This window comes from Heliorestis convoluta (assembly GCF_009649955.1).
Taxonomy (GTDB): Bacteria; Bacillota; Desulfitobacteriia; order Heliobacteriales; family Heliobacteriaceae; genus Heliorestis; species Heliorestis convoluta.
Window position 1 is genome coordinate 2860001 of sequence record NZ_CP045875.1, and the last position, 16068, is coordinate 2876068.

The following is a 16068-nucleotide window of genomic DNA, read 5'->3' on the forward strand; positions in this document are numbered from 1 at the left end:
TTGTATGTCGAGCTGATAAACCTTGTTTTATCTTAGGAATTGCACGAGATGTGACAAAGTATAAAGCCTTAACGCGTCAACTGGCTGAACACCAAGCTCTTCTGAAAAGCTTGATGAATTCTATGCCTGACATAGTTTTCTATAAAGATACAGAAGGCCATTATCTTGGTTGTAACAAAGATTTTGAAAAACTTGTCGGAAAAACCGAAAGTGAAATCGTCGGCCTTAAAGATGTCGATCTCTTTCCTCCAGAAATAGTAGCGCTATACCAGGAGCAAGAACACCTCTTAATGAAAACGAAAAAAACGCAACGGGTAGAAGTTTTTCTTACCAATGCAAAAAGACAACGCCGTTTTTACGATACGATGAAAACCCTTTTCACAGGTCCGCGTGGTGAAGAGTTTGGGTTGATTGGCGTTAATAGGGATATTACTGAATTGGTTCAAGCCAAGTTAGAGGCAGAAATCGCTAGAGATGAAGCGCAACATATGGCCTCTACCGATTTTCTTACAGGTGTTCTAACGAGAAGAGCTTTGATCCAGCGATTAGAAGGTGAAATTAATCGAACGCGGCGCCACACAAATTCTGTGCTTAGTATGATTTTCACCGATATCGATTATTTCAAAAAAGTCAATGATACCTACGGTCACCAAGCCGGTGATCGTGTATTACAGGTGGTAACACAACTCTTACAGAGTCGTTTGCGTTCTTACGATACCATCGGTCGCTCTGGCGGGGAAGAATTTATGATTATTTTACCAGATACACCAAGAGAAGGTGCGTTCAAGGTTGCCGAGGAGCTCCGCTTAATCTTGTCCACAACGCCGATCGAGCTTTTTACGAACAAGAATCAAAAGACGGTTGTTCAAGTTACAGCTAGCTTTGGTGTGGCTACCATGTTGGATTCGGAGTGTAAAGAAATTGATGATCTGATTCGTGAAGGTGACCACGCTCTCTACAAAGCCAAAGAAAAGGGCCGTAATCGCGTAGAGTAAATCTTTTACTATGATTCCTAAGGAAGAATCAAAGTGAGTTTTTTTTGAGATTCGTAAAATTAAAAGGTCTGGGGGAAGTTGACATGAAAGTTCGTGTATCAGCTGTTCAGTATCATTTGCATCGCATTCATCACTTTGATGATTTTAAGGCCCAAGTAATGCACTATGTAAAGACAGCAGAGGAATTTGATACGGATATTCTATTGTTTCCAGAGTTTATGACAACACAATTGCTCTCTATGGGTAAAAAAGATGGCAGTCCTATGACCATTCAGGATTTGCCGGACTTTACAGAGTCTTATATCTCTTTCTTCAAGGATGTGGCTACTAACAGGAAGTTGATTGTTGCAGCAGGTACTCATGTCATTTCAGAAGGCGGTAAGTTATATAACGTTGCTTTTATGTTTCAACCTGATGGTACGGTTTCTCAGCAAGCCAAACTGCATATTACACCAACAGAAAAAAAGGCCTGGAATATGACAGAAGGTAATGACGTAGCCCTGTTCGAAACAGAAAAAGGAACTATCGCTTTGTTGACTTGCTATGATATTGAGTTTCCAGAAGTAGTGCGTATGGTTAGAGCCAAGGGGGCAGATCTTATTCTTTGCCCTTCCTGTACTGACAATGAGCAGGGCTTTTATCGTGTCCGCTATTGTTGTCATGCTAGAGCCATTGAGAACCAGATCTATGTGGTTAATACAGGTACTGTTGGTGCTTTACATGAAGTTGATTTTATGCGCTCTAATTATGGTCAAGCTGCATTGATTACACCTAACGATATTCCCTTCCCCCCTCGAGGCATTATGGTAGAAGGTGTTTTGAATCAAGACATGGTCGTAACAGGCGATTTGGATCTCGATCTTCTCTATGAAGTTCGTGAAAAGGGCTCTGTAAGAACTTGGCTCGATCGTAGACTCGATCTTTATCCTTCTTTTCAATCTTAATTCTTTACTTCAGCTTACTTTTGTAGCCACTTACAAATTCATTGGAGGTACGATTCATAGGAGGTACGAAAGTTGAATAAAGAAATCTTTGTTTTTAACGGAAAAAGTCATCAGAAAGTACGAATTCGCAATTATACCAAAGATGACTTTGACGGATTAATTCGTGTTCAACAAGAAAGTTATCCACCGCCTTTTCCTCCTGAGTTATGGTGGAATCAAGAACAGCTAGAAAATCATTGTACACTCTTTCCTAAAGGTGCTTTATGTGTAGAAGTAGATGGCCGGATTGCTGGTTCTATGACGGGATTGATCGTTCCTTTTGATCCAGCTCATCCTGTCCATACTTGGGAAGAAGTTACCGATAACGGCTATATTCGCAATCATAATCCCCAAGGTGACACTTTGTATGTTGTAGACATCTCTGTAAGCCCTTTGTACCGTCAGTTAGGCCTGGGCAGATGGCTGATGTTTTCAATGTATGAAGTGGTAATTCAACTCCGCTTGAAGCGTCTACTAGGTGGCAGTCGCATGCCAGGTTATCACAAAAAAAGTAAAGATTTGACGGCCCAGGCTTACGTAGAGGCCTTGTTACGAGGCGACTTTCATGATCCCGTCGTATCTTTTCTTCTTCGCTGCGGTCGCATGCCGATTGCGGTGATTCCAGAATATCTAGAAGATGAGGAATCTTGTAATTATGCTGTTCTCATGGAATGGCGCAATCCTTTTATCTCTTGATAGACCACATGACCTATAGCAACATAAAAACCGACTCCAATCTCACACAGCGTAGAGTATTGGAGTCGGTTTTCTTATATTCTTTATACTTGCGTAAGAAGAACTTAGGAGGACTTGTCTTCCTCAATAGGACGTTGCTTATCGATAAGCGCATTCAGTTCTTTGGAAAGAGCGTGCAACTCCTGAAATGCTGTGATCAGTGGAATCAAGTGATCTTCCATTCGAACCATTTGATTATAAAGCTTATCTATCTTGATGCCTTTTTCGCTAAGTTCAACCACTGCGTCTAAGCTATCGTGATAAGAGTCTAACAAGGATTGAAGGACTTTTCCTGAATTAGTAACCCGCTCTGTAAACTGTACTGCCTGTTCCTTGGCTTTTTCCCAAGCATCGCGATCCTGATGAATCATGTCATCGGCAATACCGCGCATCGTGTTTAGGAAAGTGCGATCCTGCAGTACTTTTGTCAGAGCGATCAAGGTATCTTCTGTCATTGCTGCTGGGATAACTTTTGGAGAGGCCTCTATAGCAGTTCTTGAAACTTCTTCTGTAACTGCTACTTCTGTTGCTTCTTTCACGGACTTTGGTTCTTTTGCTTCCGGTTCTTTTGTTTCCGTTACTTCAGCGACTCTTTCTTCTATAGCTTCTACCTGTTCTGTAGCTTCTGTTTCTGTCGTCGTTGCTACAGCCATTATGTTTTCTTGGCTCTCTACAGGTTCAGACTGGCTATCTTCAACAGGCACAACAGCTTCAACTGGTTCTTCCACTTCTGTTGGTTCAAGCACTCTTTCAGGTTCAACTTTTTCAAGCTCAACCTTTTCCTCTTGTTCGGCGTCTTCAACCTTTTCAAGTTCAACAATAACTTCCGCAGGCTCTACATTTGTTTCTGCTGTCTCAGCGAAGCCCGAATCTTCCTTCTTCTCGAATGACTCTGCTTCTATGACATCAGAATCATCATCACGCCGGCAGGCAGAAAGAAGCCACTCTTTTTCTTCCACTGTTAAAGCAGCAGAGGGCACATTCACTGTTATTTCCCGTTCTTCTATCATGGCTTGTTCAACAGGCCCATAGGATGTGCCGGATAGGTCTGTCGTTCCCTGTGCATCGTAAGCTTTTTCATCAATCGCAGAGGCTTGCGCCGTTGCGGTTTCAGGCACTTTCATTTCCACCTTTTCCTTTCCGTTCATTTCGTTAAGAGCCACAATAGGCTCTGGCACGATATCAGGACGAGTTGGTTCGGTGTTATCAGGTGAAATGACGGCTGCAACTTCGGTGGTTCTATCTAGTATAGATGCGTCCTGCTCATCTTTTCTATCTTCCGTATCAAAAGAAGCCGCACTGCTTTCTTCCGTCTTAGGCATTGCCCATAAAGCAAGAGCAGAGGCGATAAAGCCCATTACGGCTAACAAGTGAACCCACCAGAGCGCTTCAGCCATAAGCCACCACAATACTAAAACACAGGAAGCTATGCTAGAAATGGCCCATGCAACAAAGACAACCATACCTTGAGATGGACCCATCCTTCGTGCAAGAGCTGTGGCAGCCACTCCTATCCCATCATTAATTGCACGGATCCAAAGATTTCTTTCTAATTCTCCGGAAGTCCAAGTGGATAGGATTATGATTACAAATGATACAAATGCGCCAGCAGCCAAGCCCACAAGAAATTGGCGCGGAGTAGAATTGAAGCCTTTTATCGATTCTGCGGTAGGCAAGACTTGCTCAACTCCCCTATGTTCAATTGACGCGCTATCTCTAAAGCACATTCATTGAACAAAATGAACATTTCAAGGTAATGAAATAGCTGTCTAAAAAATAAGGACCATAGCATGATACTTGAAAGAGAGTTCTTATAATTAACTCTCCAGCGTTTCAAAAATCGAACGTGGTAGACGGGAAGCTCTAGATTCCTTTTTCTCTAGTTCCTGTTCAGCATTCTCGTTCTCTTCAGAAGCGCTTTCTTTCACTTCTTTTACTTCTTCTGTTACAACTGTTTCTGCTTTTTCAGTGACTTCAACAGTCTCTTCTACAACTGTAGCCACAAAAGCTTCTGAAAAAAGCTCTAGGCTCTCTTCGTTGAGATCTTCCACAACAACCAGTATGTCACGACCGAAGGTAACTACACTATCGACAGGAATGATGCGCTCACCCAAGTCTTTTTTTGCTGGTACAAGCAAACAACCGCTGATCTTTCCAGAATTAACGTCAACAAAGTACTCATCAACATTTCCGATCATACGGCCATGCTTGGTCAATACTTTGGTTCCTGTAATTTTTACATTCCGTTTAATGAGCTCTTGAACTTCTTGAAGATCATGTAGTCGTTGTAAAGATGCTTCACTTTCAATGGTAGCAGCGTACTCTCCTACGCCTTGTAACTCTTGAAAAGGAATTACATCTGCACCGAGATACCAGGAGTCGTTTTCAACTATCAAATACTCCACGGCCCGCTTTTCAGGGTTGATAATTAAATTACGTACTATCCCCAGTTCTCGACCATCGTTGATACTAATAATAGCCAATCCAATGATATTTTGGCTGTTGGTCATGAAGCTTGTCCTCCTCTCAGATAAAAAAACATCTTTCAGATGTACCGCGACTGCTTTACCATTTTTCATGTATTGGTATAGCTATTTGGATTTACTGGTACAACATAATGGTATCTTTCGACAGAAAAAATCAAAACCCTTCAAAACACGTTACACGAATCGATAAAGAAAAAATATTTTTATTTGAACATCATTGTATTATTGTAGCAAGATAGACCTAATTAATGCAATACACAGACAGGTTAGATTTCATAAAAAACGTTAATAGGTACAGTGCTTGATCTTTCCAAGAATTTGGTATATATTCAGTATTGTAAAATGTAGTAATAATGTTCAATGTATTCGAAGTCATCTATGAATATTTTTGTACGCTTCGATTACATAATTGAGGGGAAGGGTCTTTCATTGTGAAGAAAAAGTCACCTATCGTAGGTCTTCCTCTAATGAAGTTGTTTCTTCTGTCTATGTCATTCTTCTTATTGATTCAGTCTGTCTCTTATCTTTATCAGCTAGCTCCCGAACGAAGGACAGAGATTATTTCTTCTATAACAACTTCATCTTTTTCTACCGGTGTCGTCGCCATGGCCGAAGAGCGCGTTGCCTCGGAAACAGATGCTATTTTATGGGAAGAAGTTGAAGAGGAAAGCAGTGCCCTTACAATACTTATAAAAGAAGAAGATGAGCTTGTAGAAGAAACAGTAGAGAAAAAGACTGTTTATCTAACTTTCGATGACGGTCCTAGCTCCATTACACCTTTTGTATTAGACATTTTGCAGGCTTATAATGTGCCAGCTACTTTTTTTGTAATTGGCAACCAGGTGGAGAGATATCCAGAGATTGTGCAACGCATGGTTGACGATGGGCATCTCGTTGGCAACCACACTTACTCTCATCGATATCGCGTAATTTACGCTTCACCACAAGCTTTCATTGACGATTTAGTAAAGTCAGAAGAAGTTCTTTACAACACCATTGGTATAAGGCCGAACATTGTCCGTGCTCCCGGCGGAACCCAGGGTAACGTTAGTAAAGCATTGGCGAAAATACTTGTAGAGCAAGGCTACATCCTCCACGACTGGAACGTTGATTCGAGAGACTCAAAAACTTCTCTCGTACCAGCTGCTTACATCCAAAAACAAGTACATATGCAGACGATGAATAAAAAAAGCGCTGTTATCCTCTTCCACGATGGTGTCGGTAAAACAACCTTGCCTGTCGCCTTACCTCCTATTATCGAGGATTTGCAAAGCAGAGGATTTACATTTAAGACGTTAGATGAACATCCTCAACCGATTACCTTTATAAAAATGGAATAGTTGAACCTTGTAATCAGATCTCTTTCATGGGATCTGATTTTTTATATGGATTGCGTTTTATCACTTCTAGCGATAAAAAACAAGAGCTCTGAATCATTATTCAGAGCTCTTGTAACTTGTTATGTTATGGTGCCGGAGGCCGGACTCGAACCGGCACGGATTATTCGTCCGCGGGATTTTAAGTCCCGTGCGTCTACCAATTCCGCCACTCCGGCAGCTTGCGTGGTTCTAACCACAAGGAAGAGTATAACACAGATTGACTACATCGTCAACAAGAAAAATGAACCAGTTTCATCATCCCTTGTTCAAGCAACACTAGTTGAAGACAGGAGGTGATATTGTGACGACACACTACATTGAAATTACACCTGCTACGGACCAACTGGGTATTCTATCCGATAGAATCCGAGAGCTCGATAGACAGGATGAACTGGTTATCATCATGAATGCCAAAGACGCCCATCAACACGACAAGGTCTTCGAATTCTTACGAGCCCGCGGCCTAGACTATCAACCCCAAGGTTCTCACGACGGCAACGAGTACCGCGTCATAGCCAGACGACGATTTCATTGATGAATCTATGTCGGCGGTCGTCGACAAAGTCTTGTAAAAAGCCACCATACAGGTGGCTTTCCTGTTCAACCATGGAGCGGGAAACGAGATTCGAACTCGCGACCCTCGCCTTGGCAAGGCGATGCTCTACCACTGAGCTATTCCCGCAAAATGGTGCCTCGAGGCGGAATCGAACCACCGACACGAGGATTTTCAGTCCTCTGCTCTACCGACTGAGCTATCGAGGCAATATATAAGATGGCGGAGCTGACGGGATTCGAACCCGCGGTCTCCTGCGTGACAGGCAGGCATGTTAGGCCTCTACACCACAGCTCCCTCGCAACAAAGAGAATTATACAACAAGCTCGAAGGAAACGTCAACTACTTTTTTAATATTTTTACGAAGGGGTGCTTGAAAAATCTTTCCAAAACACCCCGCTCGCTTGTTTATCTTCTTACCAGAACGATAAAATCGCTTCTCGAATTACTTTCGCTGCTAAAAGAGACGTACGGTCGGACAAGTCGGCCGAGGGAGCTACTTCAACAAGATCAAAGCCGACAATATCGAGCTGACCCAACAACCGCATCGCTTCAAACATTTCTCGAGGTGTACAACCACCAGGCTCTGGCGTTCCTGTTCCAGGTGCATAGGCTGGGTCGAGTACATCTATATCTAAAGTAACATAGACGGGACGACCTTTCAGCTTATCAACAACCTTCTGTAAAGCAGGAAAGATTTCGTCTACATACATATGCGTATTCTCACGAGCAAAAGCAAATTCTTCTCTCGTTCCAGAACGAATTCCAAACTGATAGACATTGTCGCCACCGATTAAGTCTACCACTTTGCGAATCACAGTAGCATGAGAGTTTGTTTCGCCCAGATAATCGGTTCGCAGATCTGCATGAGCATCAAAGTGAATGACGGCTAGATCAGCATAGCGGTCTGCAAAAGGCTTTACAATCGGATAGGTAACCAAATGTTCTCCACCGATAAAAATCGGTTTTTTGCCTTCTTGAAGTAGGTCGGCCGCTACTTCTTCTATCCGTTCTAGCGATCCTGTTACGTTTCCAAAGGGCAACGCAATATCACCAGCGTCATAGTACTTCTTATCTATCAAGTCTTTATCTTGATAGACACTATACTCTTCGATTCCATAAGATACGAGACGAATCTGCTGGGGACCCATTCGAGATCCTGGGCGAAAGCTAACGGTAAAGTCCATGGGAATGCCTACAAGGACTACATCTGCTTCTGCATAGTCTTCCGTGGCTCCCATGAATCCTGTTAGGCGTTCAAGATATCTGTTCAAGCTTACTTGCCCTCCGTTAGATTTCGGACAAATTGGGGAAGGGCAAAGGCTGCTTTGTGCAGGTAGGGGGTGTAATACTTGGTATCAAGCTCTGCCAATTCCCGAGGCTCAATGGCTTCTGGGTCGTAGACTTTCGAGCCCACTGTAAAGCTCCAGAGACCGGACGGATAAGTAGGAATTGAAGCTAAATAAAGCTTGGTAATAGGGAAAATAGAGCCTATGGTAGGAAATACAGTTTGAATCAATTCTTGGTTATAAAAAGGAGATTCTGTCTGTGCCACCATAATACCATCGGGCTTTAACGCCTCTGAAACAGCTTGATAAAACTCTGCTGTAAATAGCACTGCCCCAGGGCCGATGGGTTCACTAGAATCCACGAGAATCACGTCGTATTCTTCTTTTGCTTCTTTGACATGCTTAATGCCATCAGCAACCAGGATATCAACTTTGGGATGTCCCGTGAGCACAGAAGCTATCTCTGGGAAATACTTTTTCGATGCTTCGATGACTTGCCCATCGATTTCACAAAGCACTGCTTTTTCTACTTTGGCGTGTTTTACCACTTCTCGAATGGTCCCACCATCGCCGCCGCCAATAACCAGCACTTTCTTGGGATTGGGATGGCTGTTCATCGCGACATGGCTGATCATTTCATGGTAGACAAACTCATCTTTGTCAGTTGTCATAACCAGGTTGTCGAGAAGCAACATGCGCCCCCACTGCAAGGTCTCTACAACAGCTAGATCTTGAAAATCTGTTTTTTCACTGTGCAGTATATTGTTAATTCGACAGCCAAAGCGAATATTGGCTGTTTGTTCTTCTGTAAACCACATTCCTGACATGGTGCATCCTTCCTTCTAGTACCACAAAGGAGCGGCAGCAAAAGCACAGCCGATTTTCTCTACTTTATGTTCTACTGCATTCACTTTGACTTCTTTTAGGGCCATACCACGAACTTCAAAAGCTTCTTCAACCATACGAGTGATTGTTGCTTCTGCTTCTTCTTTGGAGCACTTGCCTGTAAACTCCATGATCACACCAAAACTATCTTCCGATACACCAACTGCAACAGCAGCAGCAATCGTTTCACCGGGAATCTCAGATACAATCGAGCCATAGGCCGTCGGCACAAGAGAGCCTGGAGCAATCTTTAAGCCCGGAGTGAATTCAGCCTCTGGGGGCAGAATACTGCTGACCCGCACCAGGTTGACGTTGCCGATTCCTGCTTTCAATAGAGCATTGTCAAAGGCTGTTAGTTTGCTTTTTCCTTCTGCCGATGCAGCGGTAATAAAATACTTCTTGGGTACGGGTAGCATGCGCCATTCCTCCAACGTTGTTATAATCAAATTTTGTCATAAACCGTGTTTATTATACCAGAACCGACTAAAAAATAAACTAAAATTTGTGTTAAAAAATTTAAATAGGAAGACTTGTGTCTTCCTATTTAATCACTTCGTTATAAGAGAGCCCTCTGGTGTGCACAGTGTGGCTCCAGTCCCTTTTGTTACGATGCAAGAAACCGAGAAAAACAATAGGTACCCAGGTGTAGATAAAGAATGGGTAGAGAAGAACCCACTTAAAGGCTCTTCGATCGACTTTGTCTAACAGTAAGGCTGCAAAAGGTAAGGCCAATTGTACATAAGATAAAAGCTGCCACAAGCTCAGATCATTCATTAAGCCAAAGACTTGGGTGTAAGAACCATGCAAGAAAAAATTCATCATAAGAAAAAAAGTTACAATCATAACCAGGGCAGGTTGGAAAAGGTGAATCGCGCCATCTAACATGGAAAAATTCCCTGTTCGTAACCCTTTCCAAAGCAACTGCGGAAAATAACGAAAAAAGCAGTCTACATGACCTTGGGCCCATCGTTTGCGCTGATTCCAGGATTGCTTGAACTTGAGGGGCTTTTCGTCGTAAATAATCGCTTCATGAGCCCATGTGGTTTTTACTCCGTTTAATAAGGCTTTCATGGAAAACTCTAGATCTTCCGTGAGCGATGTGGCACCCCAGCCATATTGACGAAGGGTCTCTGTAGAAATACACATGCCTGTTCCACCAAGAATATTCGACAGGCCAAGGTTGTAACGAGCCAGTTGAATGAGACGATTAATGTGCCAGAAGGCGATAGAGAAGGTAGCTGTCACCCAAGTGTCGAAAGGATTCTTGGAATCTAAATAGCATTGTACAATTTGATGACCTTGTTCAAGCTTTGTATTCATCTCGAGTAAAAAATTAGGCTTGACCAGATTGTCGGCATCAAAGATGACAACCGCATCAAATTGTCGTTCCATGCGAAAGATTTTTTCGAACATCCACTCTAAGGCATAACCTTTTCCTCGCTGTTCCTCATTAAACCTCTCATGTACTTGTGCGCCTGCTTCTCTTGCAATGGCCGCTGTACGGTCACTACAGTTGTCAGCAACAATAAAGATTTCGTACAGTTCCCGCGGGTACTCTAATTCTTTCAAGTTCTCTACCAGCGGTCCGATGACGGCTTCTTCATTATGAGCTGCTACCACTAGGGCAAAGCTCTTGCTTGGAGATGCTGGGGGCCCTTCTTTTTTCCTCCAAAAACCGAAAAGTGATAAAATCAAGTAATAGAAAGTACAGAAGATGATAAGGAATTGTAAAGGAACCATAAAAAAGTCATATTTTTCAAGAAAAAGTGATTGCCAGAGCTCCAATGCTTAACTCTCCTTTCCCTTCCCCAGACCTGTGAAGGGGAGAGACGATTCCCAAGAGCGGAAAATATAGGTTATCCCGCTTGCTGTATTGTACCGAATCGTACCAACTTCGTCAATTGATAAATCAATTGTTCGTGGAACCTTTTCTATCCTTTCCGTGGACATACATAAAGATTACCTCGGCTATCTAGGCAGGCAAAAAATACATCTTGCGTCCCTGCAACACCATGATTGGCCAATTCATTTTTGAGCATGATTCATCTAAATTGTGTTCCTGCAAGTTATGGTGCTCTACTTTACCATCTAAAATAATAGGGACAGGCAGACCTTCATACTTTGTGGAAATTCCCATATCAGCAGGGGTAAGCGGCCGTTTTTGCGATTTAGGAATGATACTTAATGTCCCTGATGTTTCAAGAACGGCAAATTCTACGTCTTGAACGTTGGGTGTTCCACGGTCTCGAAGTTGACTTAATAGATCGTCTAGGTTATAACGGCTACGACGCATAGCTTCTTCTTGAATTTTTCCATCGCGAATGATAACTGTCGCTGTGCCGGTCAGCCAAGAGCGCATTTTCGGAGATCTGAGCTGTAATAAGGAAAAGCCAATCTCTGCAAACATGAGTACAAACATCGGCACCAAGGCATGATAGATCGGCGTTTCCATATCTTCCATGGGTATAGCTGCGAGCTCCGCAATCATAATGGCAACAACAAGATCGACTGGCGATAACTGGCCAATCTCTCTCTTGCCCATGATGCGCATGATCAAGAGCACAGCCATATAAATGAGTAGGGTCCGTGAAATGATTACAATGACTTCTTGAACCATAATGCCACCTTGAGATCATAATCGCTATATGCCTCTCTTATTATGACCTTTACGTAGCGATTTATGAGAGAACCATTATTTACTATTCCACAAGCCCCTATAAATACCTTCCATATTATAACTATAAAGGATCGTACAAATGACGATAGATCTGGTAATCCGCTAAGACACCTTTGACGTATTCTCTTGTTTCAGGGTAAGGGATTTGATCCAATGATTGCACCTGGCCTGTCCAATGCTTTTCTTCCAGCCATTGACGAACATTGCCTCGACCACCATTATAAGCAGCAATCACAAGTACCATATTTCCTTGAAACTCTTGCTTTAAATTGGCCAGATACCAGCAGGCCATTTTTATGTTCCGATCGGGTTCATAGAGCTTTTCAAGCTCATAATCATCCATTTTCATCTCATGGGCGATCCACTCTGCTGTTTGTGGCATTAATTGCATGAGACCTCTGGCGCCTTGTGGACTTTCTGCCCAGATCCAAAATTTGCTTTCTCTTCTCATAATGGCTGTTACGAGATAAGGATCGAGATTGTACTGCGCCGCATACTTGAAAATGGTTTGCTTGTGAGGAATGGGATAGAATATCTTTTGAACCCAAGGACTAAACCAAAAAAAGTTGCCCAATATGATCAGCGCCAAAATGGCTACTGCCATGCGGGGCCGTGATAGCCTGTAGTAGACAACAAGAGGTCCTCTCAGCAACAGGTCGCCTCCTTCCATAGAGTCGCTACCTGATCAAACATATCCTCTTTGCCTACATTGGCATCAATGATTTTATCAGCCTTTTTTATCTTTTCTTCCAGAGGCATTTGCGCTTTGATGCGAGCCATTGCCTCTCCCTGTTCGAGTTGATCTCTTTGAATCACTCTTTCTACTTGTTGTTCTTCTTTCACAGCAACCACCCATACTTCATCGACCATCTTGTCCATACCTGTTTCTAATAATAAGGGCACATCCCAAACAATCGCGGGAAGCCCTTTTTTTGACCATTCTTCTGTTTCTGTTCGAAATTGTTCTCTAACTCGAGGGTGGATGATCTTGTTGAGCTGTTCTCGCGCTTTCGCATCGAAAAATACGAGTTTCCCAAGGGCTCTTCGATCGAGCTGCTGATCCGGTAAAAAATAGCGCGGTCCGAAGTATTCTTGAATGTCTCGCCAGGCTCTTTCTCCTGGAGCAACGACTTGACGGGCCACATGGTCGGCGTCGATAACTTGTGCTCCTAATTCCCGTAAATAATTGGATACGGTTGTCTTTCCGCTGGCAATGCCACCCGTCAAACCGATGATTCTCACCTCAGGCTCACGCTCTCTTTACTGTAAGATATGAATGATTTCGTTAGGGAACACCCATGGATGCTATAAAAAAATTTTGCTGGCACCAAGAGATAGCAACACAAAGCCAGCGAGATAAGAAATCCAGGGGCCACCGGCCCAGCGAGCATTGTTGTGACCCCACCAGAGGCCGGCAACAACGAGGAAAAATAGTGTAATGCCTACGATTAGCGGTGCAAACAGTGGAATTCCACCCAGCAAAGAAGCCCCAAAACCTGCCGCTAGAGCATCCATACTAAGGGCCAGCCCTAAAAGAAAGGCTTCTTTGAAACTTAGTTCCCCCGATGAGTCTAGATCAGCATCTGTCGGTTCTCGAAAAATCTGAATCACCAACCAAAGGGAGGCAGTGTAAGAGAAAAGACTCTTTCTCTTTCCCCTGCTGTCTCTGTGATCCGTGCAGAAGCATTCACAGGAAGATCTGTGCTTTTCGTTGGAGGAACCTCTTCTGCTTGCTCTTTGTCTTTTCCAATCTGCTTTTTTCTCTTACTATTGTAGATTTGAAAAAGCCCTAAGAAGATTAAAATCGCTCCACCTAAATTGCCGATCCAGGCTTCTGGCAAAAAAGTAGATAAGCCTTTTCCTGCTAGTAAGGCGACTGCCATGGCAGCAGTCGAACAGAGGCAGATAATCAGCAGAGAAAAAAAAGGAACACGAATTCTTTTCAGTCCGTAAGCAACGGCTGCTGCAAAGCCATCTAAACTTAATGCAAATGCCAGACCGAATATGGACCATGTAGACACGTACTGTCCCTCCCGGGTTCACCTTTGCCTTATACTATGCAAAGGGTAAGAAAAGGGCACTTGTACAGTGGCTTACAGGGATTCCATAAGGCTTTCCCATTCTTCATACGCTTTCGCTAGCGCTTCTTGCGCTTCTTCAAATTCTTGAGACAATGCCTTGGCTTTATCTCCATCTCTATAGGTCTCTTCATCACCAAGAAGAAGGGTCAGTTCTTGAATTCGCGCTTCTAGTTCTTGAATCATTTTTTCGCTTTTTCCAATGGCTTCTTCTCTTTTCCACGGATTTGTTATTTTTCTTGCTTTTTTCTCCCTAGATTCTTCTGAAAGCTCCTTTTTCGTTGGCTCTTTTCGCTGAGCCGCTCCCTCTTTCGGCCCATTGGCCATCTTTTTGCGCTTTTCATCGGCCAGAGCTTCCGCTTCTGCTTTCGCTTGTGCCAATTCTTCTTTCTTTCTGCGATAGTCAGAATAGTTGCCTAGGTAGGTTGTAAAGGCACCCTCTTCTAGCTCTAAGACCCGATCGGCCAAACGATCGAGAAAATAACGATCGTGAGAGATAACCATTAAAGTACCTTCAAAATCAGCCAACGCTTCTTCTAATGCTTCTTTGGCTTCAATATCAAGATGGTTTGTCGGTTCATCAAGCAGCAGAAAGTTAGCACCGGTTAGAAAAAGCCTTGCAAAGATTAATCGGCTTTTTTCACCACCACTGAGGACATCTACGGTCTTGTAAACGTCTTCACCGCGGAACAAAAATTGCCCCAATAAAGTCCTCGCTTCTTCTTCTGTCATGGGCCGCATCTGGCGCAATGCTTCTAGAACCGTTTGCTGTCCTTGTAGCTCTTCTTGCTCTTGGGCATAGTAGGCCGGCTTGACTCGCATCCCAAAGACGATGTCACCCTCTTCGGGCTGTAGTTCTCCAAGAAGAACACGAAAAAGGGATGTCTTCCCTACGCCATTTCTACCGAGAATGGCCACACATTCTCCTTTTCGCACTGTTAGATTTAGGTTCTTAAAAAGGGCTTTTCCTGGATAAGAAGCGGCCAAATCATGGGTCACCAAGACTTGCTCTGCACTGGGTATGTGCGGTATGAACTTTAAATCTTTTAAGCTCCTTCGTTCGACAGGCTTTTCTATGCGTTGTCGTCGAGCTAGTATGGTTTCCCGACCTCTTGCTTGTTTGGATTTGATACCTGCTTTGTAACGTCGTATATACGCTTCAATTTTGGCGATCTCGGCTTGATCTTTGGCATAAGCTCTCTGCCGCGCCATCATTCTATCTTCACGCAACTGTAAGAAGCGGGAATAATTGCCGCTGTATTCTTCTAACTTTCCTTGTTCCAAATGAAAAGTTCGTTTACATACTTTGTCCAAGAAGTATCGATCGTGAGAAATAACAAGTACAGCGCCTCCATAGTCGCGCAAGTACTCTTCCAACCATTCTACAGCCGTTAAGTCAAGGTGGTTGGTCGGCTCATCTAAAATAATAAGATCATGCCGTCGAAGCAGCAGTCGTGCTAGAGCGAGGCGCCTCTTTTGCCCTCCACTGAAAACTTCCACGGAACGGGGAAAATCTTCTTCTGTAAAGCCCAAGCCTTTTAAGACGGAGCGCACACGAGCCTCAGCGCCATAGCCTTCTTTTTTCTCATATTCTTCTACCGTTTCAGCATAAAGGGTCATCAACTCTTCAAGCCTTTGTGGATCTCTATGGGCTTCTGAGCTCTCCATGGCTTTTTCTAATTCCGTCATTTTTACTCGTAAGTCCAACAGGTCAGACAGCTCATTGATGGCCACTTGAAAGAGGCTTTGCCCTTCTGGTACCTGGTTCAACTGACTGACATAGCCGACTTCTATGCCGTTGCTCCAGTGCAGAGTCCCTTCTGTGCTTTCTTCTTCTTCTGTCATCACTCGAATTAAGCTGGTCTTGCCAGCGCCATTCGGTCCAACGAGGCCGATTTTATCATTTTCGTGAATGAGAAATGAAACATTGTCGAAGATGGCGTTGCTCCCATAGGATAGGGCTAAGTTTCTGGCTTGTACGATAATTTTGTTGCTCATCATCTCTCCC

16 protein-coding genes, 4 tRNA genes and 1 pseudogene (1 of these 21 running past the window's edge) are annotated in these 16068 nt (G+C 43.5%); 5 read left to right on the top strand and 16 right to left on the bottom strand.

Annotated elements, in window-relative coordinates; translation table 11 throughout:
• From FTV88_RS13600 to FTV88_RS13610, 3 genes are all read left to right on the top strand, one after another.
• On the top strand, window positions 1–995 hold the 3' portion of the coding sequence (locus FTV88_RS13600) for a sensor domain-containing diguanylate cyclase (protein ID WP_153726114.1). 334 nt of this gene lie to the left of the window's left edge; the window shows 995 of its 1329 coding nt (coding positions 335–1329); its start codon lies beyond the left edge, outside the window; the stop codon is at window positions 993–995.
• A gap of 83 nt (window positions 996–1078) precedes the next feature.
• Window positions 1079–1939 carry a carbon-nitrogen hydrolase family protein gene (locus tag FTV88_RS13605; RefSeq protein ID WP_153726115.1) on the top strand — a complete coding sequence of 287 codons (861 nt, stop codon included), beginning with the start codon at window positions 1079–1081 and terminating at the stop codon, window positions 1937–1939.
• A gap of 72 nt (window positions 1940–2011) precedes the next feature.
• Window positions 2012–2674, top strand: a complete 663-nt coding sequence (locus tag FTV88_RS13610) for a GNAT family N-acetyltransferase (RefSeq protein ID WP_153726116.1) — start codon at window positions 2012–2014, stop codon at window positions 2672–2674.
• 104 nt (window positions 2675–2778) lie between these two features.
• Here FTV88_RS13610 and FTV88_RS13615 read toward each other — a convergent pair whose 3' ends face one another.
• Window positions 2779–4389: a DMT family transporter gene (locus tag FTV88_RS13615; RefSeq protein ID WP_153726117.1), complete on the bottom strand. Its 1611-nt coding sequence runs from the start codon at window positions 4387–4389 to the stop codon at window positions 2779–2781.
• A gap of 141 nt (window positions 4390–4530) precedes the next feature.
• Window positions 4531–5223, bottom strand: coding sequence for a PRC-barrel domain-containing protein (locus FTV88_RS13620; RefSeq protein ID WP_162008062.1), 693 nt, complete (start codon window positions 5221–5223; stop codon window positions 4531–4533).
• Between the two features lie 407 nt (window positions 5224–5630).
• On the opposite strand from FTV88_RS13620, the gene FTV88_RS13625 reads away from it, so the two are divergent.
• Window positions 5631–6539, top strand: coding sequence for a polysaccharide deacetylase family protein (locus tag FTV88_RS13625; RefSeq protein ID WP_153726119.1), 909 nt, complete (start codon window positions 5631–5633; stop codon window positions 6537–6539).
• Window positions 6540–6666: 127 nt separating this feature from the next.
• On the opposite strand, the gene FTV88_RS13630 is transcribed toward FTV88_RS13625, so the two are convergent.
• A tRNA-Leu gene (locus tag FTV88_RS13630) sits at window positions 6667–6754 on the bottom strand.
• Between the two features lie 125 nt (window positions 6755–6879).
• Between FTV88_RS13630 and FTV88_RS13635 the strand changes: the two genes are divergently transcribed.
• Entirely contained in the window at window positions 6880–7113 is a 234-nt protein-coding gene (locus FTV88_RS13635; protein ID WP_153726120.1) for a hypothetical protein, read from the top strand.
• A gap of 72 nt (window positions 7114–7185) precedes the next feature.
• Here the strand turns inward: FTV88_RS13635 and FTV88_RS13640 are convergent.
• The 13 genes and pseudogenes from FTV88_RS13640 to abc-f form a co-directional block, all read right to left on the bottom strand.
• Window positions 7186–7260, bottom strand: a tRNA-Gly gene (locus FTV88_RS13640).
• A gap of 4 nt (window positions 7261–7264) precedes the next feature.
• Window positions 7265–7340, bottom strand: a tRNA-Phe gene (locus tag FTV88_RS13645).
• A gap of 11 nt (window positions 7341–7351) precedes the next feature.
• Window positions 7352–7428, bottom strand: a tRNA-Asp gene (locus tag FTV88_RS13650).
• 119 nt (window positions 7429–7547) lie between these two features.
• Window positions 7548–8372: an agmatinase gene (speB, locus tag FTV88_RS13655; protein ID WP_153726667.1), complete on the bottom strand. Its 825-nt coding sequence runs from the start codon at window positions 8370–8372 to the stop codon at window positions 7548–7550.
• Between the two features lie 35 nt (window positions 8373–8407).
• Window positions 8408–9247 carry a polyamine aminopropyltransferase gene (speE, locus tag FTV88_RS13660; RefSeq protein ID WP_153726121.1) on the bottom strand — a complete coding sequence of 280 codons (840 nt, stop codon included), beginning with the start codon at window positions 9245–9247 and terminating at the stop codon, window positions 8408–8410.
• 15 nt (window positions 9248–9262) lie between these two features.
• Window positions 9263–9721: a pyruvoyl-dependent arginine decarboxylase gene (locus tag FTV88_RS13665; RefSeq protein ID WP_153726122.1), complete on the bottom strand. Its 459-nt coding sequence runs from the start codon at window positions 9719–9721 to the stop codon at window positions 9263–9265.
• A 124-nt stretch (window positions 9722–9845) separates the two neighbouring features.
• Entirely contained in the window at window positions 9846–11045 is a 1200-nt protein-coding gene (locus tag FTV88_RS13670) for a glycosyltransferase family 2 protein (protein WP_153726668.1), read from the bottom strand.
• Window positions 11046–11236: 191 nt separating this feature from the next.
• A pseudogene (locus tag FTV88_RS13675) lies at window positions 11237–11922 on the bottom strand (DUF421 domain-containing protein).
• Between the two features lie 121 nt (window positions 11923–12043).
• Window positions 12044–12634, bottom strand: a complete 591-nt coding sequence (locus FTV88_RS13680) for a lytic transglycosylase domain-containing protein (protein ID WP_243137174.1) — start codon at window positions 12632–12634, stop codon at window positions 12044–12046.
• A complete protein-coding gene (coaE, locus tag FTV88_RS13685) occupies window positions 12628–13224 on the bottom strand; it encodes a dephospho-CoA kinase (protein WP_153726124.1) in 597 nt (198 codons plus the stop codon). Before coaE ends, FTV88_RS13680 begins: the two co-directional genes overlap by 7 nt.
• Window positions 13225–13287: 63 nt before the next feature.
• Complete coding sequence (locus FTV88_RS13690) at window positions 13288–13593, bottom strand: manganese efflux pump (protein ID WP_207707881.1); 306 nt, start codon at window positions 13591–13593, stop codon at window positions 13288–13290.
• On the bottom strand, window positions 13590–14003 hold the full coding sequence (locus tag FTV88_RS13695; protein ID WP_153726126.1) for a manganese efflux pump: 414 nt from the start codon (window positions 14001–14003) through the stop codon (window positions 13590–13592). Before FTV88_RS13695 ends, FTV88_RS13690 begins: the two co-directional genes overlap by 4 nt.
• Before the next feature lie 72 nt (window positions 14004–14075).
• Entirely contained in the window at window positions 14076–16061 is a 1986-nt protein-coding gene (gene abc-f, locus FTV88_RS13700; protein ID WP_153726127.1) for a ribosomal protection-like ABC-F family protein, read from the bottom strand.
• Between the last annotated feature and the right edge of the window lie 7 nt (window positions 16062–16068).